Raw genomic sequence first — 24,514 nt, 5'->3', positions numbered from 1 at the left:
AAAATCGGTGAAGCAGATCAGCGGCTCGGCTGAGACCAGCGGCAGAGACGGCGCTGCAGCAAAACGAGCAAGGCATTGGCGGCAAGCCCCAGGAAGGCGAGCAGAAGGATCGCCGCAAACATCAGCGGGATCTGGAAATTGTACTGGGCGTTCATCACCTGGAAGCCGATGCCCTTGTTGGCGCCGATCATCTCGGCGGCAATCAACAGGAGAAGTGCCGTCGTTGCCGAGAGACGCAGGCCGACGAAGATTGCCGGCACCGACGCCGGCAGGATGACGCGGCGGAAGATGGTCAGCGGTCCGGCGCCATAGGTCCGCGCCATCTCGATGAGCTTCTTGTCCACTTCCTTGACGCCGCCGATCGTGGCGAGCAGCACCGGAAACAGTGTGGCCCAGAAGATCACGAAGATCTTGGATGTTTCGCCGAGGCCGAGCAGCAGGATGAAGACCGGATAGAGCGCCAGCGCCGAGGTCTGGCGAAAGAGCTGCAGGATCGGGTCGAGCGCCTGTTCGACCGCACGAATCTGGCCCATGAACAGGCCGAGCGGAATGCCGATCACGACGGCAAAGGCGAAGGCGGTTCCGGATCGCTGCAGACTGATGGCGATGTCATCCAGCAGCGCGCCGTTGGCCAGATTGGTCCAAAGAGCGGACAGGATGACGTCCAAAGGCGGGAAGATGGCGGGATTGACCCAGCCCCTGGTGCTCGACACCTGCCAGAACACGAGGAAGCCGATGAGAAGGCCGTAGCGCGGCAAAAGCGATGCGAGCACCCCGCGCAGCTGCGACGCGAAAATGGAAATATTGCTTTCGCTGCTTTTCAGGCGGCCGAAGCTTCTCGGAAGTACCTGGTTGATTTCATAGGACATCGACCGCTCCTCACTCTGCTGCCTGGAGAGCTGCGTGTCCTGCAGCCCATCGATTGCTCGGGAAAGGCAGGCCGAGGTTTTCGCGAAGCGTCTTGCCCTCATAGGCCGTCCGGAACAGGCCGCGACGCTGCAGTTCCGGGATGACCAGATCGACGAAATCGTCGAGCGCCGTCGGCAGCCAGGGCGGCAGAATGTTGAAGCCGTCGGCAGCTTCGTTCTCGAACCACTTCTGCAGCGTATCGGCGATCTGTTCGGGCGTTCCGACGATGGTGTAGTGACCGCGGGCAGACGCGATCCACTGATAGAGTTGGCGAATGGTGAAGTTGTTTTCATCGGCGATCTGACGGATGAGGGCCTGGCGGCTCTTCATGCCTTCCGTCGGCGGCGCCGGCGGAAGCGGGCCGTCGAGGTCATAACCGTGCAGGTCGAGCGTGCCACCGGTCAGACCATTGAGGAGGCCGATCCCGTCCTCTTCGACGATGAGCGAGGTCAGACGGTCGTATTTCTCCCGCGCCTCCGCCTCGGTCCTGCCGACGAAAGCGGATACGCCGGGCATGACGAGGATGTGATCGGGGTTTCGGCCGAGACCGCGGGCACGTGCCTTGATATCCCGATAGAACTCCTGGGCGGTTTCGATATGCTGATGGGCGGTGAAGATGACTTCGGCCGTTGCTGCGGCGAGCCCACGTCCATCTTCGGATTGCCCGGCCTGGACGATGACGGGATGCCCCTGGGGTGATCGCGAAACGTTGAGCGGACCGCGCACGCTGAAATGTTCGCCGCGATGGTCGGTGTCGTGCAGCTTCGACGGGTCGAAGAACACGCCGGAGTCCTTGTCCCGGATGAATGCGTCGTCTTCGAAGCTTTCCCAGAGTTTGCGGACAACGTCGACGTGCTCGGCAGCGCGGCGATATCGGTCTGCATGCGGAAGCTGCGTATCGCGGTTGAAGTTCTGCGCCGTCAGGTCGCCCGTGGTGGTCACGACATTCCAGCCGGCGCGGCCCTCCGAGATCAGATCCAGCGAGGCGAACTTGCGGGCGGTTGTGTAAGGCTCCTCGTAGGTGGTCGAGGACGTGGCGATAAAGCCGAGATGGGTGGTGAAGGGCGCAAGGGCGGAGAACAGCGTCACAGGTTCGAAGCCGGCGACGCGGGCATTGCCGCCTTCGCGTGCTCCACCGAAACCGACAGCCAGTCCGTCGGCCAGGAAATAGGCATCGAAGAGCCCGCGCTCTGCCGTCAAGGCGAGACGTTTGTGAAACTCGAAACTGGTCGCGCCGTCGGCCGGCTGGTCGGGATGCCGCCATGAGGCAACATGCTGTCCGCCGCCGGGAAGAAATGCCCCAAGTCTGATTTTCCGTGTCATTTCGTGTCCTCTCCGTTTGCCGTCAACAGCTCGGCCTTCCCCAAGGCCAAGTATAAAATTGGCTGTTGGACTGCTAAAATACGTTCTCTATTAATTTTATAGAGAAACTTAATTTCATAGTTTCGGCGGAAGAGTGAATAGATTTCCCGGATTGGCGTGAAATCGGAAATCAACGATCGGGGCGGCTACTCCGGGGCATGCGAGCGCAGGCCGGCAGGCGGGATCTGCAGGCGTGGCGAAGAGCCCGGCTGGGACGACAATAGGAATTGGTTTTCTTAGTGTCCTAGGCTCGCTGCAGCACCGCCGGAGCGAGCATGACCCGATTTGACGAGGATGCAACGGAATGCCGGCTTACGACAAGCGTCCGTGCCATCGGACATCAATGCCTTGATGTGCTCAGGGCATCAGCCTCATTTTGGCCGGGTCGGGGCATGGTCGAGGCCGGCGGCGGCCTTCTTCAGGCAGTCGAGGTAGCGGTCGCGGTTGGCAATGCCATCGTCACGCGGGGTGACGAGGCAGAGCGTTGCGGCGGCATGGCCTTCCTCGCCCCGCACCGGTACGGCAAAACAGTGGGTGAAGCTGTCGACGATGCTGTTGAAGGTGAAGAGACCTTCACGTTCGGCCTGGCGCACTTCGGCGATGAAGGTTTGCGGCTCGAGCCATTCGCCGTTCGGCAGGCGGAAATCCTGCGGCGGAATGAAGTTCAGGATCTCCTGATCCGACAGATGCGCGACGAGCAGGCGGCCCGACGCCGTCCACGGGATCGGCACCGACTGCCCGACATCCGTCGAAATGCGGAAGGGGCGCGCGCCTTCGCGCATGCGAACGACGGTGTATCTGTTTCCATCCAGCATGCAGAACTGCGCCGTCTCCCGCGTCTCGTCGGCAAGCTGTTCCAGCGTCGCCTCGCATTCGCGGGTAAAGTCGAAATGGTTCTCATAGGCTGCGCCGAGGAAATACAGCTTGCGGCCGAGATAGACACGCCCCTCGCCGCCGGTGAATTCCAGGATGCCATTCTGCAGCAGCAGGTTGACGAGCTCGTAAACCGACGAGCGCGGCGCGCCGATCTGCGCGGCGATTTCATTCGGCTTCAGGGCCTGCCGTTTCTGGCGCAGGAAATCGAGGATCTCGAAGGCGCGGTCGAGCCCTCGGGCGCGTTTGCCGGCTGCTTCGTCCTGAACTGCATCCATTGCTGTCGATCCTTTTTTGTCCGGCCAAGCTTTTCAAGCCGTCTGCCGCATCTGTCAATCGATCCCGTCATTCCCAGTGAATGAAATTTTTGCACCCCTCTTGCGAGGTGAAAAAATCGGCATAAGATCGCCTCGTCCGGTATATAGATCACATGTACATTATATTGGACATAGATGGCAAGCGGTCAACGCTGCCGCACACAAAAAGGGGAACGACATGAAGAATTTTGAAAACGGCATTTCCGCTTCACTGCGCCGCCACCTTCTCGCCGGCGCTGCCGCCGCTGCGGCACTCCTCGTCTTTTCGGCCGGCACGGCCTCGGCCGGCGCCAATTGCATCAAGGGTGACAGGAAGGCGCCCTATAGGATCGGCTGGGCGAACATCTATTCGGTGCCGACCTGGATGAAGCAGACCGAAGGCACCATCACGGCTGAAGTGAAGGAGCTGAAGAAGGCGGGCCTTGTGAAGGACCTGATGATCACGGACGCGCAGGGCAACGCCCAGACGCAGATCCAGCATATCCAGTCGATGATCGACGCCAATGTCGACGCCATCGTCGTGATCGCCGGCTCCTCCAACGCGCTTGACCGCGTCATATCAGATGCCTGCGACAAGGGCATCGCCGTCGTGAATTTCGACAGCCTTGTCAACACCGACAAGGTGACGGCGAAGATCAACACCGATTCCAACGAATGGGGCGCGACCGCTGCCAAGTGGATGGTCAGCCAGCTCGGCGGCAAGGGCAAGATCATCATCATGAACGGCCCGGCCGGCATTTCGGTGAGCGACGACCGCCGCAAGGGCGCCCAGCCGGTCCTCGATGCCAATCCCGGCCTCCAGGTGATCACCGAGACGAACACGGAATATAACGTCGCCCCGGCACAGGAAGCGATGACCAGCCTACTCTTTGCCAATCCCGAAATCGACGGCGTGCTGTCGCTCGGCGGCGCGCTATCGGCCGGCTCGGTGCTGGCCTTCGAGCGCCAGGGCCGCGACCAGGTGCCGACGACAGGCGAAAACGCAAGGCAGTTCCTGGAGCTCTGGAAGGAGAAGGGACTGAAGGGCTGGGCCACCATGCAGCCCAACTGGCTCGGCGCGCTTTCCGTTTACACTGCTGTGCAGGCGCTGGAAGGCAAGGACGTTCCGGCCTTCGTCAAGGTGCCGCTGCCTGTCATCGACGACAGCACGATCGGCAGCTACCTCGCACGGGCCGACAAGTTCCCGGCTGACGGCTATATCTACTCGGACTACGACAAGGCGCTCTTCGACAAGCTGCTTGCCGCCAAGTAATCCGCCCAAGTAACTCGGGTTGAGGAAAGCCGTCATGACGGAAGAAAGACCCCTGCTGGAAGCCCGGCAGGTGTTGAGGGGATTTTTCGGCAATCCCGTTTTGAAGGGCGTCGACATCGCCCTTCTGCCGGGCAGGGTTCACGCCCTGCTCGGCGAAAACGGCGCCGGCAAGTCCACGCTGATCAACCTCCTGTCCGGTGCTCTCCAGCCGGACGGCGGTTCCATCCTCGTCGACGGCAAGCCGGTCGAACGCTTCAGCCCGGCGGCTGCGCGCTCGGCGGGTATTGCCGTCGTTCAGCAGGAGCTGAGCCTCACGGCCAGTCTCTCGATTGCCGAAAACATCGGGCTCGGCGCATTTCCGCGCCGGTTCGGTCTCATCGATTACAGAGCGCTCCATCGCGGCGTTCGACACGTTTGCGACATGGTGGGGCTTACCGAGCCGCTCGACATGCCGGTCGCCGACCTCGCGCTCGGCCGCCGTCAGATGGTGGAGATCGCCAAGGCGCTATTCCGCAAGCCGCGTGTGCTGATCCTGGACGAACCGACTTCGTCGCTTTCCGCGCACGAAGCCGGCATCCTTGCCCGCCTGATCGAGACGCTCAAGGACCGCGGCACGGCACTTCTCTATATTTCACACCGCCTCAACGAGGTGCAGGCGCTCTGCTCGCACGTCACGGTGCTGAAGGACGGCCTGGTCACCGCCGACCAGTCGTTGTCCGGCATCGACGGCGAAGGGCTGGTGCGCCTGATGGTCGGCCGCGAGACTGGAGACCTGTTCCCGCCGCGCTCCGTCACCGCACCCGGGGCGATGCGCATCAGCATCGAAGGCTTTTCCGCCGGCATGGTGCGTGACGTCAGCTTCTCCGCCCGCGCCGGCGAGATCGTCGGCATCGGCGGGCTCGTGGGGCAAGGGCAGGAAGACTTGCTGCTCGGCCTCTACGGCGCGATTGCAGCCTCCGCCGCTCGGGCGGAGGTATCCGGCAAACCCGCCCTGCCCGCCCATGTCGGCGAGGCGAATGCCGCCGGCATCGTCTATGTCCCGGCCGACCGAAAGCATGAGGGGCTGGTGCTGCCCCATTCCATCGCCTCCAATCTCATCCTGCCCTCGCTCGGACGGCTCGCCCGCAAAGGGCTGCGCGACCGGCCGGCGGAAACCGGCCTGGTCGCCGATCTGGCGCGCCGGCTGACGATCAAGGGCGATACGGCCCGCCCGGTGCAGGCGCTTTCCGGCGGCAACCAGCAGAAGGTGGCGCTCGCCAAATGGCTGCCGCTCGATCCCTCCGTTCTGCTCCTCAACGATCCGACGCGCGGCGTCGACATCGAGACCAAGCGGGAAATCTACCTGATGCTCCGCGCCTTCGCCGCCGAGGGGCGGCTCGTCATTCTGGCTAGCTCCGATACGCCGGAGCTCGTGCATCTCTGCGACCGTGTCGTGGTTCTGCGCGAGGGGCGCATCGCGGCCGTGCTGTCGCAAGATGAAATCAGCGAAGGAGCGATCGTCGGCGCAGCCATGGGCATCACGGCCACGACGCAGGGAGAGGCGGCATGAGCACAAGTTCGTCATCCCGGCTCTACGGCGCGATCCAGCTTCGCCGCAACCGCGGCCTTGCCGGCCTCTATCTGGTTGTCGCCGCCTTTCTCATTCTCTACGCGCTGCTCTTTCCTGGCATCCTCTCGATCGGCGGCTTCTCCAAATTCACGCAGAACTGGTTCCCGCTCGCGCTCGTCACCATGGCGCAGGCGCTGCTCATGCTGAACGGCGGCATCACGCTGGCGATCGGCCCGCTCGTCAGTCTTGGAGCGGTGATCGCCGCGACGACGATGGAAGGAGCGCTCGGCGTGCCGGGAGGCATTGTTGCGGTCTCGCTTGCCGGTCTTTCGATCGGTGCCGTCATCGGCGCCATCGTGACCTATCTGAGGCTGCCTGCAATCATCGTCACGCTTGCCGGCTCCTTCATCATCGGCGGGGTCGCACTCATCCTGCTGCCGCGGCCGGGTGGGTTCATTCCCGATTGGCTGTCGACGGTATTGGCCGGCCACACGCCCGTCGCCTTCCTGCTGCTCATTGTGATCCTCGTACTCTGGAAGGCCTTTCTCGCAACGCCGCTCGGCCTCGGCATCTATGCGGCTGGCGACAATCCGGTCGGCGCGTTCCGCTCCGGCGTCCCGGTCGAACGGGTGAAGGTCGCAGCCTTCGCCCTGTCCGGTCTTCTCGCAGCCCTGACCGGTCTCTTCGTCGCCGCCCAGACCGGGTCGGGTGATCCTGTTATCGGCACGCCCTTCACGCTGAACTCGATCGCCGCTGCCGTGCTCGGCGGCGTGGGTTTCCTTGGTGGCAAGGGCACGATGCGTGGCGCGATCTGCGGCAGCCTGCTGCTCTCGGTGATGATAAACGTCATGTTCTTCCTGGGCTTTCCGCCGGTCGCCCAATATGTCGCTCAGGGGTTGATCATCGTCGGCGCAGTCGCCGTTCCGGAACTTCTTGGGGCTTGGAGGGCAAGGCGATGAACATCATCAGGTCCGTGTTCCGCAATCCATCGCTGCTGACCTTCCTTCTGGTCGCGCTCGTCTGGATCGCCGCCAGCGTCTCGCTGCGTGGTTTCGGCGCCTATGGCCACCTGCGCTACCTGCTCGAACTCGCCGCGGTGATCGGCATTGCCGCTGCCGGCCAGACGCTCGTCATCTTGATGGGCGGCATCGATCTCTCCGTCGGCGCGGTCATCACCGTCACGGCGATCCTGCTGCCGCTGATTTCGCCCACCTGGGACCCGACTGGCCTCGCCGGCATCGCGGCGGCCCTTGCCATCGCCACCGGCATCGGCCTGATGAACGGCGCCGGTGCTGCCTATCTTCGCGTGCCGCCGATCATCATGACGCTTGCCATGGCGACCTTCCTGCAGGGCCTGCTCGTCATCGTCGCCGGCGGCAGCGCGGTCACCGTCAGCAACCCGGCGGTCATTCTGCTCGGGCAGGCGCGGCCGTTCGGCATTCCCTCGGGCATCATTCTGTGGCTCGTCGTCTCGATCGTCGTCCTGCTGCTCGTCCACCGCATGCCGATCGGCGCGCGTTTCCTGGCGCTTGGGGCGAACCCGCTGGCGGCCCGGCTTTCCGGCGTCAGCGTCACGCGCAACACGCTGATCGTCCATACGCTGTCGGGCTTTTTCGCAGGGCTCGCCGGCATTCTCGTACTCGGCATGAACCGGCAAGGTTATGTCGGCATCGGCGACCCCTATCTTCTGACCTCGATCGCCGCCGTCGTGCTCGGCGGCACCTCGATCCTCGGCGGCCGCGGCACCTATGCCGGGACCATTCCGGGCGCAATCCTGCTCGTCACGACGACGGCGCTGATCACGGTCGTCAACGCCTCGCCCGGCTGGCGCTCGATCATGTTCGGCACGCTGATCCTTGCCCTTCTGCTCGTTTCCGGCCGCGAGGCGCGCCGATGACGGAGCGCTACGAGGGGCCGGTGATCGACCCGCATCACCACCTCTGGGACCTCAGCCTGCAACGCCATCCCTGGCTGCAGAAGGCCGGAACTTCCGGCGAGGAGATGGTTTTCGGAAGCCTCGCGCCGATCCTGCGCGACTATGGCATCGACGATTATCGCGCCGATGCTGCCCGCCAGAACGTGGTTGCAACGGTGCATGTGGAAGCCGGCTGGTCCGTTGCCTACCCATTGGAAGAGAGCCGCTGGCTGGATGGCCTCGACCGCAGCTCTGGCGTGGCGCACCGTTATATCGCGCGCGTGCCTCTCGATGGGCCGGACGCTATGCGCCTGCTCGAGGCGGAAGCGGCAAACCCGAATGTCGTCGGCATCCGTGATATTTTGAGCTGGCATCCGGACGCGGCGAAGAGTTTTGCTTCGCGCCCGAACCGCATGGGCGATCCCACCTGGCGGGCGGGGCTTGTCCATGCCACCCGGCTCGGGCTGGTCTTCGACCTGATGCTTTATCCCTGGCAGATGCATGAGGCGCTCGAACTGGCGCGCGCTTTTCCGGAAACGCTTTTCGTGCTTAACCACGGCGGTAGCCCGGCTGACCGGACGGAGGACGGCATGGCGCTCTGGCGCCGCGGCCTGCGGGCGCTCGGCAACGAGCCGAATCTGCGCCTGAAGATCTCCGACCTTGTCGCCTACGACAACGCGTGGACGCTCGAAAGCCTGCGGCCGGTGATCGAGCATTGCCTCGAGTGTTTCGGTCCGGCGCGCGCCATGTTCGCGAGCGACTTTCCGGTCGCGGGCCTGCATGCTTCTTTCGACGAGGTCTACCAGGTTTTCCGCACGGTCGCCGCGCAGCTGTCTTACGACGAGCAGCGCGCCCTGTTCTTTGCCACCGCCAACGACACCTATCGGCTCGGCATCGCCGATCCGGCCGACGCCCGGAGGGGCTGCGATGTCTGACCTTCATATCACAACGGAAAATGTGCTGATCGACGAGCGGGTGCTCGGCTTTCCGCCGGGCAATCCGCCGCTCCCGCTTGATGCCATCGGCAAGCAGGGATGGAAGCCCTATGATGGCAGGATGGCCCTGCCGCTGATCTCGCTCGACCGGCAGGCTTTCTCCGGCAATGTCGAACTGATGATGGCCTATGTGAAGAGCCACGGCGCCGAGATCGCGCCGCACGCCAAGACACCGATGTCGACGGCGCTGGCGGAGGCACTTCTGGCGGCAGGCGCCTGGGGCACGACGGTCGCCGATATCCGCCAGGCCGCCGTCCTGCTCAAGGCGGGACAACGCCGGCTGATCCTCGCCAACGAAATCGGCGGGGCCGCCGCTGCCTGCCGGCTCGCGGCCCTGCTTGGCCACTATCCCGATGCCGAACTCCACATCTTCGTGGATTCGACAGCGCTCGTCGATGCTCTCCGTACCGCATGGCAGGAGCGTGCCGATCTGCCGCCCCTCGGCCTGCTGGTGGAGTTCGGCGCCGGCCGCGCCGGTGCCCGCGGCGTCGACGCCGCCGAGGCCATTCTCGAGGCGATCCTTGCCGCGGAGACGCCGGCCTTCCGGCTGACCGGCATTGCCGCCTATGAGGGGGCGGCGGCGACCGCCGATGCGCAAGAGACGATGCGTCGCATCGACGCGCTGATGGCTGTGACATCAGATTTCCTGCCGAAGCTGCGCGCCCGCGTAGGCAAGGAGCGGCCGCTCCTCGTCACGGCCGGCGGTTCGGTCTTTTTCGACCTTGTGATTGCCAGGCTTTCAGCCGCCGTTGCGGCCGATCCCGCCTGCCGGCTGGTGCTGCGCAGCGGCGCGATCTTCTTCCACGATCACGGCATCTACGAGCGCGGCCTTGCCGGCCTCGATGCACGCGGCGGTTTCCGCATCGGCGGCGAGATGGTTTCGGCGGCCGCAGCTTTCCGTCCGGCGCTGCGGGTCTGGGCCGAGGTCCTGTCGCGGCCGGAGGCGCGGCTTGCGATCTGCGGCATGGGCATGCGCGACGTGGCGATGGACCAGGGCCTGCCGCGGCCGTTGGTGCTCTATCGTAATGGGGCCTATTTTGCCGATCTCGAAAGCGCTGAAGTGTTTCGCCTCAACGATCAGCACGCCTTCGTGGCCCTTACCGACGGCAGCGACGTCGCGGTCGGCGACGTCATCGAGTGCGGCATCTCGCATCCCTGCACCTGCCTTGACCGGCATACCATCCTTTACGGCCTCGATCCGGACCATTCGGTGACAACGGCCTATCTGACCAGCTTCGGCTGACCTCTCCCTCCAAAAGCAAGAAAAGGAAAACCCGCCATGATCCAGCGTTATCAGAAAGGTTCGCGTATGAGCCAAGCCGTCAGCTACGGCGGTCTCGTCTATATTGCCGGCCAGGTCGCGGAAAATCGCAAGGCTGATATCGAGGATCAGACCCGCGACGTGCTCGGCAAGATCGACGCCCTCTTGAAGGAAGCCGGTATCGACCGCTCACGCCTCATCGCCGTCAACGTCTTCCTGCCGGCGATCGTTGATTTCGAGGCGATGAACAGCGTCTATGATGACTGGATCGATATCGAAAACCCGCCGGCCCGCGCCTGCACCGAAGCACGTCTGGCCGATCCCGATCTGCGCGTCGAAATGACCGCGATCGCCGCCCTTTGACGGCATCGCAACCGTCCGCACTGGAGGCATCATGCATAGCGGTCTCGTCAATCCGATCGACTTTTCGCGCGAGGGCCGGCAGGCCGGTCACCTCGCCATTCCCTATTCGATCGACCGGTCGCCCTATTATCAGATCCGCATTCCGGTCCTTCGCCTGAGGAATGGCGAGGGGCCGTCTTTGCTGCTGATGGCCGGCAATCATGGCGACGAGTATGAGGGTGAACTCCAGCTGGGCCGCCTGATGCGGCTGCTGGATATCGCCGAAATCCGCGGCGCCGTCACCATCCTGCCGATGGCGAACCTGCCGGCGGTGATGGCGGCCAAGCGCTGCTCGCCCTTCGACGGCGGCAATCTCAATCGGGCGTTTCCCGGCGATCCCAGCGGGTCGCCGACGGCGCGGATGGCGCATTTCCTCGAACATGAACTTTTTCCGCGCCATGACGTCGTGCTCGATCTGCATTCGGGCGGCACCTCCATGGCGCATCTTCCCTGCACGCTGATCGAGCGGCAGACCGATGCCACCCGCTTCGAACGGTCCGTTTCACTGATGCGCGCCATGGGTGCGGCGCATGCCTTCATCGCCGATAACGGGCCGACGGCGCCGACATCGATGGGGGCTGCGGCAAGGGCCGGAACCGTCGGTCTTTCCGGCGAATTCGGCGGCGGCGGCACCGTGACGCCTGCGACCATGGCCTTCACGGCGGCGGCGATCGATCGGCTGCTCGTCACACTCGGCATCGTGAAGCGTCCGGTCCTGTCGCGCGCGCCGCTCACCGAGCCCGGGCCGTTGCAGCTGCTTTCACTATCTAGGCACAGCCAGGGCATCTATGCGAACCGCAGAGGCTGGTTCGAGCCGGCTACAGCCCTCGGCGCCATCGTTGCCGCCGGCGAGCTTGCCGGATGGTATCATGATTTGGAACGCCTGGAGCAGCCGGAGGAAGAGCTGCGCTTTGCCGAGAGCGGCATTGTCATTTCCCACAGGCTGCATTGCGACAGCCAGGCCGGCGACTGCCTGATCCAGGTCGCCGAACCCATCGCGTCCTGAGGAGCGCTGATCTGCTCAAGCGATTGCGTCGATCGCTGCCTTGACCCAGTCGAGACGCTTTGCCGGTATCAGGCCGTAATTGTAGAAGTTCACGCCGTCAGCGCCGGCATTGACGGCGGCCTTGGCGCGTGCGGCGAGCACCGCCGGCCCGCTGACCTCAGGATAGAAGACGCGCAGGCCCACCCCGAGGAACTTGCCCGGTCCGATTGCCGCCCGGCCGGTCCGGATGACATCGCCGACGGCATCCGGCTCCATGTCGTAGCAGCAGAGGATCGCCCCGTCGCAGAGCTTGCCGGCGGCTGCCAGATCGACGCCGCCGAGCCAACCGTCCTTCAGGTCGATGAGCACGATGCGTGTCGCCGGATCGGCGACCGCCTTGATCTCGCCGATCAGGCTGGTCACCGGTTCGCTGCGCCAAGTGAGATAGGCACAGAGATCAGGATGATCGCGAAAGGCATCGATGCCGGCGGCCGGGAAGTCGGGGAATTGCCGTTCCGGGACAGCTCGTTCGCAGAGTTCCGCGATGAAGCGCGCGACCGTTCCGCGCGCGCCTTCGACCGGCACGCCGGACTTTATGGCGCGCGCCGTGCAATGGTCGCAGAAGCAGAGCGACAGCAGGAAATCGTCTTCGGCGTTGAGCCCGACACCGTCTTTCTCGTGATGGTATTCATGCGCGAATCCCATGAAGTTCGGGCTCTCGAGTTCCACCATATCGGGCCGGTAGTTGGTCGTGATGTCGCGAACAAGGGTGACGGCATAGTCCCGCGCCGCCGGGCTGGAAGGGCAGAGATTGTAATAGTTGGGATTGCCGAAGGCGTTCCGCGTCACATGATCGGGATGCAGCATGCCGAGACGGGTATTGTGCAGGCAGACCGTCCAGCAGGAGACCTTGAGACCCGTCGTGTCGCGCGCCCGGACGAGTGCTTCCAGCATGTCGCCGCGCTCAGTGACATTCCCAGCCATCAGCGGCCGGATCAGCTTATCCCGCCACAGGCTCTCATCCGGCCGGAAGTAGACGGTCCCGTCCTCGGGGAAATAGGCCTTCTGCTGCGGGCTCCGCGGCTGCAGGAACCGGCCGGCGTGATAGGAAGTCGCCAGGCTGACCGTCGTCAGGCCCGCACGGCCGCGAAGCTCGGCGGCAAAGGCGTCGAGCCCCTGGTCCTGAATGTCCCAGGGGTAGGTCCACATGGAAAGATGCATGGCGTGCTCCCGTCAAATCTGTCCATTTTATAGAACACGTGTCCATAATAGTGTCCAGACTGATCTTTGCGCGCAGGTGTCCGCCGTGTCGCCGGAGCATCCAGGCTGAGAGCCAAGTTCCAGTCTTTCAATCAAACACGCGTTGATTGGCGGCATTCTCGTTGTAACGCGCGCGGGCCTGCTCGAGCCGCTCCGGGCCGCCGACCTGCGGGACGGCAACGTCCCACCAATGGCCACCTGCGTCGGTCCCGGGACCCGCATCGGTGTCGATCACCAGAACGCTCGGAATGTTGCGTTCCCGCGCCGCCACGATGCGTGTCTCCAGCTCGGCGGTGGACCCAATCTTTTCGGCATGGGCGCCCATCGAGGCGGCATGCGCAACAAAATCGATCTCGGGCTGTATGTCGACATTGCAGTCCTTGTACATGTTGTTGAATTCGGCGCCGCCGCACTCGATCTGAAGACGGTTGATGCAGCCGTAACCGCGGTTGTCGGTCAACACCACGGTGAACGGCACCCGCCGCATGACGGCGGTGGCGAGTTCCGAATTGGCCATCATGTAGGAGCCGTCGCCGACGAAGCAGATGACGTCCTTGTCGGGGCGTGCGAGCTTGATGCCCATGGCGCCCGCCACTTCGTAACCCATGCAGGAGAAACCATATTCCATGTGGTATCCGCCCTTGGCAGATTGCCACAGCACCTGCAGTGCGCCCGGCATGGTGCCGGCCGCGCACATGACCACGGAGTTTTCCTTCGCCACCCGCTGCACGGCGCCGATGACTTGCGCATCGGTGGGCAGGTTTCCAGGCCCATCCGTTTCCGGCGCCGCCGTCACACGCTCGACCGTTTTGTGCCAGTCGGTCCTGCTCCCGGCATCGACGCCGGCCCCGCGATACGCCTCAAGCGCGGTGGACAGGCGCGCCAGCGTGACCTTGGCATCGCCGACACAGGGCAATGCCGAATGCTTGGTTGCGTCATATCCGGCAAGGTTGATCGAAGCGAGCCGGCGCGAGGGATTGCGGAAGAGCGTCCAGCTGCCTGTGGTGAAATCCTGGAAGCGCGTGCCGATGCCGAGCACGAGGTCCGCCTCGGCGCAAAGCGCATTGGCCGACGCCGATCCGGTCACACCAGGTGATCCGAAATTCAGCGGGTGCTCCCAGCTGTTGGCGCCCTTCCCGGCTTGCGTTTCGACAAACGGGATATGGTGCTTTTCCGCGAATGCGGCAAGCTCGGCCTCGGCCTCAGAATAGATAACGCCGCCACCGGAAATGATGACTGGCTTGCGCGCAGCCCGGATGGCATCGGCGAGATCTGCGACCTCTCGCGGATCCGGTTCGGGTCGGCGGATGCGCCACACCTTCGGTTCGAAAAATGCCTGAGGGTAGTCGTAGAGCTCTGCTTGCACATCCTGGCAGAAGGCGAGCGTAACGGGGCCGCAGCTGCCGGGATCGGTCATGACGGCCAGGGCGCGCGGCAAGCAAGTCAGGAGATGCTCGGGACGGGCGATCCGGTCGAAATAGGCTGAGACCGGCCGGAAGCAGTCATTGGCGCTGACGGTTCCGTCATTCATATCCTCGATCTGCTGCAACACCGGCTCGGGGCGGCGATTGGCGAACACGTCGCCGGGTAAGAAAAGCACCGGTAATCTGTTGACATGGGCAAGTGCGCAAGCCGTGATCATATTGGTGGCGCCCGGGCCGATCGACGATGTCACGGCCTGGGCGCGCCGGCGCTTCAGTGTCTTCGCATAAGCGATTGCCGCATGCGCCATGGTCTGTTCGTTCTGGCCGCGCCATGTGGGAAGGGCGTCGCCAATCCCATGCAGCGCCTCTCCGATGCCGGCGACGTTGCCGTGACCGAAGATCGCCCAGACGCCTTCGATGAAGCGTTCGCCATCCTCGGTCATCTGGACCGAGAGCCATTTCATCATGGCCTGCGCGGCTGTCATTCGTACCGTTGTCATTCTGCTGCCTCCTGCACGCGCGCCCGCGCGCCGTCCCAGACCGTGCAAAGCCGGGAATATCGTTTCGCCATCTCTTCGACGGCCTCTTCATCACTGATCGAGCCCTCGAACCAGCCGCGGGCGACGGAGCCGAAGATTGTCCGGCCGACGGCAAATCCCTTGACGAGCGGGAAGCGCGCGGCAACTTCGAAGCTCGCCTTCAATACGTCCTCCGGCGCATCCAGGCCGAGGACCACGATCCCTCTGGTATGACGATCGTTTTCCTCGATGGCGGCACAGACCTGCGTCCAAGCTTCGGGCTCGTCCATCGGTTCGAGCTTCCACCAGTCGGGATAAATACCTTCGGCATAGAAGCGGCGGATCAGCGTCGCGGTCGTGTCCGTGGTGATGCTTGCGACCTTGGAAGGGATGACCTCGAGCAGGAATTCCAACTTGTTGCGGCGCGAGGCCACGTAAAGTCGCCGTACTTCCGCCAGTTGCCGGGCCCAGGTCGCCTCGTCGTCATCAGGGTGGCAGAAGCAGAGCACCTTGACGACGTTCGCGCGCGCCCATTCCGAAAGCCCGCCGCAATCGGGACCAAGCGACGGCTCCAGCCTAAGCGGCCGAGACCCTGGCCACTCGCAGGGTCTGCCGATCCAAAGGCCGGTCCCGGAGGCGGCGTGGAGCGCGCGCCGGCCAATTCGGTCGTCGCAGAGGATTCCATAACCGGAACGCCCGTTCTGTACTTTCAGGGCCGCTTCAAGGCAAAGCTCCTTGAAGGCGCCACCCTTCGACGGCGTGTAGCCCGCCATGCTTTCGAGCTGCATCCGGTGATCGAAGGCGAAGACTCGCATCTCGGACCAGACGCCATGCCGGTTGGTCGACCAGTGTATCTGCTCCAGCGCTGGATCATTGCGCAGGTCGGGGCGCGTCATGCCGCGCTCGAGGAAGAAATTCAGCTCCTGACGTGACGGATAGGCCGGCGTGCAGCCGTGACGGGAGACTGCAAAAGCGCCGCAGGCATTGGCGTATCTAAGCGCGGTCGGCCAATCCTCGCCATCAAGCCAGCCTTTCAGCAGCCCAGCGAAAAAGCCGTCTCCGGCGCCGAGAACGTTGAAGACTTCGACCGGGAAACCCTCGCCCGAAATGCCCTCGTCCAGATTGTCCGGTATTGCATCTTCGAATGCGACCGCCCCTTTGGCGCCGCGTTTGCAGACGAGCGTCGCCGCAGTCACGGCGCGCACGGCCCGCAGTGCCGCTACGGTATCGGTCGTCCCGCCGGCGATGTGGAATTCTTCCTCCGTCCCGACAATCAAATCGAACAGATGAAGCGTCGCCAGGAGCTTTTCGGTCACCTGCCCGCTTGCCACATAGCGGCTTTCTCCCTCGCCATGGCCGGCCACTCCCCAAAGGTTTGGACGATAGTCGATGTCGAGAGCCGTCCTGGCGCCATGCTTGCGGGCAAAGCCGAGCGCCTTGAGCACGGCTGCTTCCGTGCGCGGATGGGAGAGGTGCGTTCCCGTCACCAGCACCGAACGGGCGCTGGAAACGAAAGCCTCATCGATATCCTGCTCGCAAAGCGCCATGTCGGCACAGTTTTCCCGATAGAATATCAGCGGGAAACGTTCCTCGTCCCGGATCCCGAGAATGACGAGTGCCGTCAGCCGCTCGGGATCGGTCACGACGCCTCTGCCGTCAACGCCATGCCGGGCAAGCTCCTCGCGAATGAACCGGCCCATATGCTCATCGCCAACCCGGGAGATCAGTGCCGACTTGAGGCCCAGTCGCGCCGTGCCGCAGGCAATGTTGGTCGGACTGCCGCCGATATATTTTTCGAAGGATCCCATATCCTCCAGCCGTCCTCCGACCTGCGCCCCATAGAGGTCGACGCCGGCGCGCCCGATCGTGATCACGTCCAATGTCTTGGTCATGTCGGTTTCCTCGCAATAGTATTGAATTCGGTCATGGTGATCGGGTTGGGCATCGTCGGCCTCTTCACAAGAAACGACCAATGCAAGGGAGCGCGGGCGAACGACCGCCCGCGCCTGTCCATCAGCGGCTGATCGTTGCCTGCAGCGCATCGATGGAGGATTGGATGCCGCCCTCGGTCGACATGGTGAAGTCTTCCATCTCGAGGCTGACCCAATCGTTGTAGCCGACCATCCGCACCACGGAGAAGAACTCCTTCCACCATTGCAGGTCATGGCCGGCGCCGACGGCGACATAGTTCCAGCTGCGGTTGGCGACGTCGGTTACGTCCTTGAGCTCGAGCAAGCCGTTGACGTCGGCGAGGCCCCGTTCGATGCGGGTATCCTTGCCATGGCAATGATGGATGGCATCACCCAAAGCACGGGCGGAGGCGATCGGGTCGGCGCCCATCCACATCAGATGCGACGGGTCGAGGTTCATACCTACTTTCGGACCGACTTCGTTGCGCAGGCGGAAGAGGGTCTCGGGGTTCCATACGAGCATGGCCGAGAAGTTTTCCAGCGCGTATTTTTCGACGCCGACTTCATCGGCGAGCTTGACCAGGCCGTGCCAGAGCGGGAGGGCTCGATCTTCCCACTGATATCGGTCGCGCTCAGGCATCTCGTTCGGCCAGCTCTTGGTGTAGACGAGCCAGTTCGGCACCGTGTCGCCGGGGGCGGCTTCGGGCAGGCCGGACATGGTGACGATCTTCTTCACGCCGATTTCGCCGGCGAGCCGGATGGTGTCTTCCATTTCCTTGCGGTGGCGCTTGCCCATGTCACCCGGATCGAGCGGGTTTGCCGAGCAATTCAGCGCGGCGATTTCCAGGCCGCGGGCTTCGATTTCCTTCAGCTTGGTCTTGAGCAGGCCCCCGTCGGCCAGCAGCTCGTCCGCACGGAAGTGCGGCCCGCGCGACCAGCCGCCGCCGGTCATCTCGATACCCTCGACACCAAGTTTGACGCATTTGTCGAGCATGTCCGTGAAGGAGAGGTCGCCCATCACGTCGGTGCAGATCGATAGTTTCATATCATTGTCTTTCTAAAAGAGAGTGCCGGGCTAAAAGAGGGTGTCGGGGACGCGCCTGGGAGGAGGATGGAGGAGATCCGACGCGCCCCCTGATCGATCACTCGAACTCGACCCAGGCCGAACCTGCGTCTGCCGAGCGGACGCAGTTTTCCAGCCAGCGCACACCTTCGGTGCCGGCTTCGATGCCGGGATAATGATGGCCCTTGAGGAATGCCTCGTCGCCGCGGCGTTTTGCGTCGATCGCCTTCGCGATCCAGAGGTAGATGTTCGCCCAGCTGTCGCCGAGGCCTTCGGTGTGCAGCGCGCCCATGCGATCGTAGGCGAGGCTTTCCTCTTCGAGGTAGGGCATGCCGTGATGCAAGGTGCGGTTCGGTTCACCCTGTACCTCGTAAATCAGCTGGTCGGGGTGGGAATCGGACCATTCGACGGAGGCCTTGGAGCCGACGAAACGGTAGCGCTGCGAACCCATATTCCCGGCATTCACCGAGGATACCCAGAGACGGCCGCGGGCGCCGTTGTCGTAATGCATGAGAACGGTCGCGTGGTCTTCCAGCGGCGCACGGGTCGGAATGAAGGCCTTGCGGTCGCAGAGCAGCTTTTCGATCTTCATTTGCGGCAGCACCACTTCGGAGAGATAGTAGAGGTGCGTGCCGATATCGCCCAGAACGAAGGTCGGGCCAGCCGTCTTGGGATTGGTGCGCCATTTCAAGGCTTCGCCGGCGCCGACATCGTCGCCCGCGTTAAAGCCGTGGGTATATTGCATGTCGACGATACGGATATCGCCGAGCATGCCCTTCTTGACCATCGCCGCCATCTGGTGAACCAGCGGATGGCCGGTGAAGCCGTAGGTGACACCGACGATCAGGCCCTTCTCTTTCGCCAGCCTGGCGACCTCGTCGCATTCGGCGACGGTGAAGAACAGCGGCTTTTCGCAGATCACGTGAAGATCGGCTTCGAGGCACGCCTTGGTGATCTCGTAATGGGTGAAGTTCGGCGTGGCGATCGAGACGACCTCGACGCCGTCCTCACGCCCGGCCTCCTTGGCGATCAGTTCCTTATAGTCGCCATAGCACCTGTCCGCAGTAACGCCGATCTGCGTGCCGAAGTCGCGTCCACGCTCGGCGTCGAGATCGAAGGCTCCGCAGATGAGCCGGTAGGTGCCGTCCCGCTGGGCGCCGGTTCTATGCTTGTAGCCCACCTGCCCGGTGCGGCCGCCGCCGACCATGCCCCAACGCAGGGGGCGCTCGATGGATCTTTCTCCGTTGATCATCTTCTGTCCTTCCAGGAATGATGTCTGTGATGTTTGAGCGTTCCGGGCAGAACCCCGGTCGCGGTCGCTTGCGCCAATCGCCTGGCTGCATGGCGAACCGCTAGAGGGGCATCGCGCGTTATTTCGCGGTCCAATATTTGTCGACAAAGCGCTGCATTTCGGCGCGCATGAACTTGCCGGAGTGGTCGGCCTTGTCCTCCCAGGCGAAGACGCATGCGGTCATGATGCCGTCGAACCCGATCTCCGCCAGCGTGCTGAAGAAGTCTTCCCAGGGAACCTCGCCCTGGCCGATGTTCAGGTGCTGATGCACCCTGGCCTGCGTGCCCGGAGGGTTGAGGATGTAGCGGAGCCCCGAAGAGGCCTTGTGATTGAAAGTGTCGCCGACATGGACATGGGCGAGCACGTCCTTTGCTTCCCGGAGCATCGCCTTGGTATCATCGCCGAAGTAGAAGGTATGCGGCGCGCAATAGAGGAACTTGACGTTCTTCGAGTTGACCGTCCTGATGATATCGAGCGCCGGCTGCAAGGTTTCGCACCAATCCTCGGGATGCGGTTCGACGTGCAGGTTGATGCCTTCCTTTTCAAAGATCGGCACCAATTCTTCCATCGAGCGCCACCAGGCGTCTTCGCAGGCCTCGATCATGGAACCGGTATGGCAGCAGTAGCACGAACCCTTGTCCGGATGGGGCCCGCGGCCGAATTCCGAGTTCATCGTGTCGACGCCGAGTTCGACACTGATCTCGATGGCGCGCTTCCAGTGCTTGACGGCAGCTTGCCGCTCGTTTTCATCGTTCGAGGCCCACCGGTACATCGGCAGGATCGAGGCAATGCCGACATTTGCATCGGAAAGCGCTTTCTTGAATGCCTTGGCGCGGGCCGGAAACACGCGCGGCGCCTTGAACCACTCGAGAAAATCAGCCCGCGGGCTGAGCTCTATCCACTCGTATCCGAGTTCAGCCACTTTCGAGGGCAATTCTTCGAGTGAGAGGTGGCGATGCATAAAGGGGTCGATTGCAATCTTCATGGCTGTTACCCGTCCGATGATTGTGCTGGGCCATCCCGCCGGGGTAGGCGAGCTCTTTAGAGTTTCTGGAGTTCATCCGCGGCGACGGTCGATCAGACCGGTGGGGGATGTCCGCTATGCGCTGTCGAGTACGCTTCGATTTCGGCTTCGAGTTCGGCCATGGCCTCGCCTCCTGCCATCAGGTCGGTAATCTCTTCGCGCGTCTTTTCACCCTTGCGGAAGTCGGCCGCCTTCGCACCCTTGATGAGCACCGCGAAGTGGTCTCCCACCGTCATGGCGTGAATGACGTTGTGAGTGATGAAAATGACGGCGAGGCCGCGACGGCGCGCTTCCAGGACGATACGCAGCACATGCGCCGCCTCCTTGACGCCGAGAGCGGCGGTCGGCTCGTCGAGGATCAGCACCCGGGCGCCGAAGTGGACGGCTCGGGCGATTGCCAGGGATTGCCGCTCCCCGCCCGACAGGCCGCCGATCAGGCGATCGCCATCGTCGATGCGGGTAATGCCGAACTCGCGCACGGCCTTGACCGCGATTTCATTTGCGGCTTTGCGGTCGTAGATTTTGAACGGGCCGAAGCCCTTGGTCAGCTCCCGCCCCACGAAGAACGAACGGCCGATGCTCATCAGCGGAAAGGTGCCGCCGAACTGATGAACCGTTGCAATGCCGAGGTCTGCGGCTTCGCGCGGATTCTGGAAGACGATCGGCCGGCCTTCGAACTTCACCGCGCCGCTCGTCGGCTTGTAGACACCGGCAAAGGTCTTGATCAGGGTGGACTTTCCCGCACCGTTGTCACCCAGCAGGCAAAGCACTTCACCGGGATGGACGCTCAATGTGATGTCGTAGAGCACATCGATCGGGCCGAAGGACTTGTTGACGTTTTCAAGTTCAAGAATTGGGCCAGCCATGTCTCAGCTCTCACTTCTTCTTCTTGGGTGAATAGGTCAGCGCCATCTGGCGGAACGTATTGTTCATGAGGACGGCCACGAGCAGCATCACGCCGATGATCAGGCTCGACCAATTGCGGTCGAAGGTCGTGAAATAGATGCCTTGGTTGACGACGGCGAAGGTGATCGTGCCGAAGAAGATCCCGATCACCGACCCGAACCCTCCGGTCAGCAGCACACCTCCGACGACGACCGAGATGATCGAGTTGAAGATGAACGTCATTCCGCCCGAAACCTGCGCGGAATTGAACAGGATGGCCTGACACATGCCGACGAAGGACGCGCTCATCGCCGAGAGGACGAAGAGGACCATCGTCAGACGGGTCGTCGGAATGCCGGCGTTGCGGGCACTGACCTTGTCTCCGCCCATCGCGAAAATCCAGTTCCCGTAAGGCGAGAAGTGAATGAAGAAGATGAAGATCGCGGTGATGGCCACCCACCACAGAATGATCACCTGAAACGACCCGGCCAGGAACTGCCCGAAAAGGAACTTTGCCCAGGGGTCGGCCGTCAGCGCCACGCTCGTGGTGCCGGTGACGAGAACCGAGGTGCCAAGCATCAGGCCCTGTACAGCAAAGAGGGTGCCGAGCGTTACGATCAGCGAAGGCACGGCCGTGTGCACGACGAGGTAGCCGTTGACCAGCCCGACGATGAGGCCGAAGGCAAGCGCACCGAGCATTCCGACCCACATGGGAAGATCGTAGTAGCCCGACAGGACCGCAACCGTCATGGAGCCGGCGGGGATCATCGCGCCAATCGAAATGTCGAGATCGCCTGCGATCATCAAAAGTCCGATGGGAAGAGCGATAATGCCGAGATTAGCGGCGACGTTGAGCCAGCTTGCGGCGCCGGCGGGCTCCAGGAACTTGGTGCTGCCGAATACGACGAAGAACACGAGGACGCCGACAAGTCCGAGGAATGCACCCGCCTCGGGACGGCGCAACAGGTTGCCGAATGAAAGATTGTTCATATGCCTACCCCAGTTTGGGCGTGAATCTCCAGGCGCGCGGACGCGGTTGTCCGCACGCTCGATAAACTTCGACCCGCGGATATCCCGCGGGCCGGAGCCCGTTTCGAACGATCAGCGAGCGCCTTCCTTGACGCCGGCCAGGGTGGCGTCGATGTTCGACGCATCGACAATGCCCGGGCCGGTCAGCACCGGTGCGGTCGGCAGGTTGGTGCCGTAGTCGATATGCGCGGCGAGAAGCGAAACCCCCAGCAGCGACTGCAGGTAAGGCTGCTGGTCGATTGCAAAGGTCTGCGAACCGTCCTTGATGCGGGCAAGCCCCGAGGCGTTCAGGTCGAAGGTGCCATGCGCAACCTTGCCGACTTTGTTCGCCTGAGCGATCCCGCTTGCAGCCGCATCAGCGTCGGAAGCCCCAACATTGAGGACGCCGTCGATGGTGTCGTCCTGGAGCAGTGTCGCCTTGACGGCTTCGGCGATTGCCGTCTGATCACCGAAGCTGGTCGCCGGCAAGGGCAGCTGCTTGCCGGCACCGCCCTTTCCGGTAATGCCGTCGATGACACCCTTGCAACGGGCCTCCTGGTTTGCCGCACCCGGGAGCGTGTTGACGCAAATGACATTTTTCGCACCCTTGGATGCGAAATATTCGCCGCCTGCCTTGCCGGCCGTGTATTCATCAGAGCCGACATAGTTGATCGCGCCAAGCTCGCGCGCTTTGTCGATGTTGCCGGCATTCATCAGGATAACTTTGATGCCCGCGGCGACGGCAGCCTTGATGGCCTCGTCTTCTGCCTCGGGCACCCAGTCGGGCACCACGATACCGGTCACGCCCTGGCTGATGGCCGTGCGGACGAGCTGGGCGGCGTCAGGCCCGAGATTGTCGTAGGTCTGCAGCTGCAGATAGCTGACGGAGCCGCCATTCTTCTCGACGACGAGCCGGGCGTCATCGACGCCCTTCTTGATACGGCTCCAGAATTCGTCGTCGGTCTTGCCGCCGACGACAGCAATATTCGCGGCCATGACAGAAGAAGCGCCAAGAACCAAAACAGCGCCAGCCAGCAGCCCGCGTACGGCGCGCATTGAAAAACTCATGTGATTTCCTCCCAAAAAGGCGGTCGAGAGTAACAATTCCTCAAAGCAAGGCTCCCAACTCGCTGGAATATTTGTATCAACGGATCGCTGAAAATGGAATGCCTATTGCGTTTTGATGAAATTAATGTATCATTTCATTTCATCCAAAAATGGAATGAAATATATCATGAAGAGGCCAACCATTGCCGACCTTGCCCAGGCGTCCGGCGTCAGCATCGCCACGGTCAACCGCATCCTCGGAGGTACCGGCGCAGTGCGTGCGGAAACCATCGAGAGGGTGCAAAATGCCGCGGAAGAGATTGGATTTTATGGCCGTGGCGTGATCGAGGACCGCAGGCAGCGGCTCCTGCCGAATTATCGTTTCGGCTTCCTTCTCCAGCAGTCGAGCCGTGAGCTCTACCGGCTGTTCGGCTCCAAGATCACCGAGGCGGCCGCGAGACGCCAGCACGAGAAAGTCGTGGCTGTGGTCGATTTCGTCGATGTCCTCGAGCCACAAAATATTGCAGATCGTCTCGAAGCGCTTGGCAAACGCTGTGATGCAGTTGCTGTCATTGCGGGTGACCACCCGTTGATCGGGCAGACCATCCAATCGCTCAGGGAGAGGGGGAAGCCGGTTGTTGCCTATATAACCGATCAGTCCGCCCGGGATCGCGCCGGCTTCGTCGGCACCGACAATTGGAAACTCGGGCGGACCGCCGCATGGTTTCTGGCTCAGACCACGCCGATGCCCGGCCGGATCGCCGTATTCATCGGCAATCATCGTTATCAGTGCCAGGATGTCTCCGATGCGAGCTTTCGATCCTATATGCGCGAGCACGCGCCCCATCTTCAGGTTGACGACAGCAGACCGACACATGAGGAGCCGCAGGAAGCCTACCGGATCGTCAGCCAGCTGCTTTCCGAACTCGATGACCTCAGAGGCATTTTCATTGTCGGAGGGGGGATTTCCGGCGTGCTGCGTGCTCTTCGCGAGGCACCCGTCGAAAAGCGGGATAAGGTCAGGGTCGTCTGCCGCGACATCGGCCCGGAAACGCGCAAGGGCTTGACGGAAGGCCTGATCATGGCGGCATTGTGCCATCCGCTGGATCAGATATCGGACGAATTGATCGCGACGATGATCGCCGCGCTGGAACACCGCGACAGCACAACAATCCTTCAGCGCGTGGTTCCCTTTGAAACGATTACGCCCGAAAGCGTTTGAACCGTCCGGTTTGCATAGGGCGGCTGGCCGGAAAGGCCAGCC

At 62.8% G+C, this 24,514-nt stretch carries 21 protein-coding genes; 9 read left to right on the top strand and 12 right to left on the bottom strand.

The window, feature by feature from the left end; all coding sequences use genetic code 11:
- Nucleotides 1–17: 17 nt before the first annotated feature.
- The 3 genes from C3Y91_RS32985 to C3Y91_RS32975 all read right to left on the bottom strand — a co-directional run bounded on the left by C3Y91_RS32985 (nt 18) and on the right by C3Y91_RS32975 (nt 3,422).
- On the bottom strand, nt 18–869 hold the full coding sequence (locus tag C3Y91_RS32985) for an ABC transporter permease (RefSeq protein WP_130662900.1): 852 nt from the start codon (nt 867–869) through the stop codon (nt 18–20).
- Between the two features lie 10 nt (nt 870–879).
- Nucleotides 880–2,232, bottom strand: a complete 1,353-nt coding sequence (locus C3Y91_RS32980) for an LLM class flavin-dependent oxidoreductase (RefSeq protein WP_130769958.1) — start codon at nt 2,230–2,232, stop codon at nt 880–882.
- Between the two features lie 410 nt (nt 2,233–2,642).
- Nucleotides 2,643–3,422, bottom strand: a complete 780-nt coding sequence (locus C3Y91_RS32975; protein ID WP_018496327.1) for an IclR family transcriptional regulator — start codon at nt 3,420–3,422, stop codon at nt 2,643–2,645.
- Between the two features lie 217 nt (nt 3,423–3,639).
- On the opposite strand from C3Y91_RS32975, the gene C3Y91_RS32970 reads away from it, so the two are divergent.
- The 8 genes from C3Y91_RS32970 to C3Y91_RS32935 are packed head-to-tail and all read left to right on the top strand — an operon-like array spanning nt 3,640 to nt 11,841.
- Nucleotides 3,640–4,713: an ABC transporter substrate-binding protein gene (locus tag C3Y91_RS32970; protein WP_130769957.1), complete on the top strand. Its 1,074-nt coding sequence runs from the start codon at nt 3,640–3,642 to the stop codon at nt 4,711–4,713.
- Nucleotides 4,714–4,747: 34 nt separating this feature from the next.
- On the top strand, nt 4,748–6,262 hold the full coding sequence (locus C3Y91_RS32965) for a sugar ABC transporter ATP-binding protein (protein WP_168576293.1): 1,515 nt from the start codon (nt 4,748–4,750) through the stop codon (nt 6,260–6,262).
- Nucleotides 6,259–7,221, top strand: a complete 963-nt coding sequence (locus C3Y91_RS32960) for an ABC transporter permease (RefSeq protein WP_130769955.1) — start codon at nt 6,259–6,261, stop codon at nt 7,219–7,221. The genes C3Y91_RS32965 and C3Y91_RS32960 overlap by 4 nt, the downstream gene beginning before the upstream one ends.
- Entirely contained in the window at nt 7,218–8,159 is a 942-nt protein-coding gene (locus tag C3Y91_RS32955) for an ABC transporter permease (protein WP_130687207.1), read from the top strand. Before C3Y91_RS32960 ends, C3Y91_RS32955 begins: the two co-directional genes overlap by 4 nt.
- On the top strand, nt 8,156–9,112 hold the full coding sequence (locus C3Y91_RS32950) for an amidohydrolase family protein (RefSeq protein ID WP_130680678.1): 957 nt from the start codon (nt 8,156–8,158) through the stop codon (nt 9,110–9,112). The genes C3Y91_RS32955 and C3Y91_RS32950 overlap by 4 nt, the downstream gene beginning before the upstream one ends.
- Complete coding sequence (locus tag C3Y91_RS32945) at nt 9,105–10,415, top strand: alanine racemase (RefSeq protein WP_168576292.1); 1,311 nt, start codon at nt 9,105–9,107, stop codon at nt 10,413–10,415. Before C3Y91_RS32950 ends, C3Y91_RS32945 begins: the two co-directional genes overlap by 8 nt.
- Before the next feature lie 36 nt (nt 10,416–10,451).
- Nucleotides 10,452–10,796 (top strand): RidA family protein, encoded by a 345-nt coding sequence (locus C3Y91_RS32940; RefSeq protein ID WP_024320306.1) that lies wholly within the window; start codon nt 10,452–10,454, stop codon nt 10,794–10,796.
- A 31-nt stretch (nt 10,797–10,827) separates the two neighbouring features.
- Nucleotides 10,828–11,841 (top strand): succinylglutamate desuccinylase/aspartoacylase family protein, encoded by a 1,014-nt coding sequence (locus C3Y91_RS32935; RefSeq protein ID WP_168576291.1) that lies wholly within the window; start codon nt 10,828–10,830, stop codon nt 11,839–11,841.
- A gap of 15 nt (nt 11,842–11,856) precedes the next feature.
- On the opposite strand, the gene C3Y91_RS32930 is transcribed toward C3Y91_RS32935, so the two are convergent.
- From C3Y91_RS32930 to C3Y91_RS32890, 9 genes are all read right to left on the bottom strand, one after another.
- The gene (locus C3Y91_RS32930) at nt 11,857–13,041 is read right to left on the bottom strand and encodes a hypothetical protein (protein ID WP_168576290.1); all 1,185 of its coding nucleotides are present in this window, start codon (nt 13,039–13,041) and stop codon (nt 11,857–11,859) included.
- 127 nt (nt 13,042–13,168) lie between these two features.
- Entirely contained in the window at nt 13,169–15,004 is a 1,836-nt protein-coding gene (iolD, locus tag C3Y91_RS32925) for a 3D-(3,5/4)-trihydroxycyclohexane-1,2-dione acylhydrolase (decyclizing) (protein ID WP_168576289.1), read from the bottom strand.
- Complete coding sequence (locus C3Y91_RS32920) at nt 15,001–16,914, bottom strand: bifunctional 5-dehydro-2-deoxygluconokinase/5-dehydro-2-deoxyphosphogluconate aldolase (protein WP_168576288.1); 1,914 nt, start codon at nt 16,912–16,914, stop codon at nt 15,001–15,003. Before C3Y91_RS32920 ends, iolD begins: the two co-directional genes overlap by 4 nt.
- Before the next feature lie 121 nt (nt 16,915–17,035).
- Nucleotides 17,036–17,977, bottom strand: a complete 942-nt coding sequence (locus C3Y91_RS32915) for a sugar phosphate isomerase/epimerase family protein (RefSeq protein ID WP_168576287.1) — start codon at nt 17,975–17,977, stop codon at nt 17,036–17,038.
- Nucleotides 17,978–18,074: 97 nt separating this feature from the next.
- Nucleotides 18,075–19,247, bottom strand: coding sequence for a Gfo/Idh/MocA family protein (locus C3Y91_RS32910; RefSeq protein WP_168576286.1), 1,173 nt, complete (start codon nt 19,245–19,247; stop codon nt 18,075–18,077).
- Nucleotides 19,248–19,365: 118 nt separating this feature from the next.
- A complete protein-coding gene (locus C3Y91_RS32905; RefSeq protein ID WP_047612241.1) occupies nt 19,366–20,271 on the bottom strand; it encodes a sugar phosphate isomerase/epimerase family protein in 906 nt (301 codons plus the stop codon).
- Nucleotides 20,272–20,363: 92 nt separating this feature from the next.
- Nucleotides 20,364–21,176, bottom strand: a complete 813-nt coding sequence (locus C3Y91_RS32900; protein ID WP_018449063.1) for an ATP-binding cassette domain-containing protein — start codon at nt 21,174–21,176, stop codon at nt 20,364–20,366.
- Nucleotides 21,177–21,186: 10 nt separating this feature from the next.
- The gene (locus C3Y91_RS32895) at nt 21,187–22,185 is read right to left on the bottom strand and encodes an ABC transporter permease (RefSeq protein WP_130721209.1); all 999 of its coding nucleotides are present in this window, start codon (nt 22,183–22,185) and stop codon (nt 21,187–21,189) included.
- A 111-nt stretch (nt 22,186–22,296) separates the two neighbouring features.
- Complete coding sequence (locus C3Y91_RS32890; protein WP_130722791.1) at nt 22,297–23,271, bottom strand: substrate-binding domain-containing protein; 975 nt, start codon at nt 23,269–23,271, stop codon at nt 22,297–22,299.
- A 166-nt stretch (nt 23,272–23,437) separates the two neighbouring features.
- Here C3Y91_RS32890 and C3Y91_RS32885 point away from each other — a divergent pair, with 166 nt between their 5' ends.
- Entirely contained in the window at nt 23,438–24,472 is a 1,035-nt protein-coding gene (locus tag C3Y91_RS32885; RefSeq protein ID WP_024320317.1) for a LacI family DNA-binding transcriptional regulator, read from the top strand.
- Nucleotides 24,473–24,514: the final 42 nt, after the last annotated feature.

The organism is Rhizobium ruizarguesonis, from assembly GCF_012349115.1.
Classification (GTDB): Bacteria; Pseudomonadota; Alphaproteobacteria; order Rhizobiales; family Rhizobiaceae; genus Rhizobium; species Rhizobium ruizarguesonis.
The sequence above is the reverse complement of the archived record's forward strand: the minus strand, read 5'-3'. Positions and strand labels throughout refer to the sequence as shown.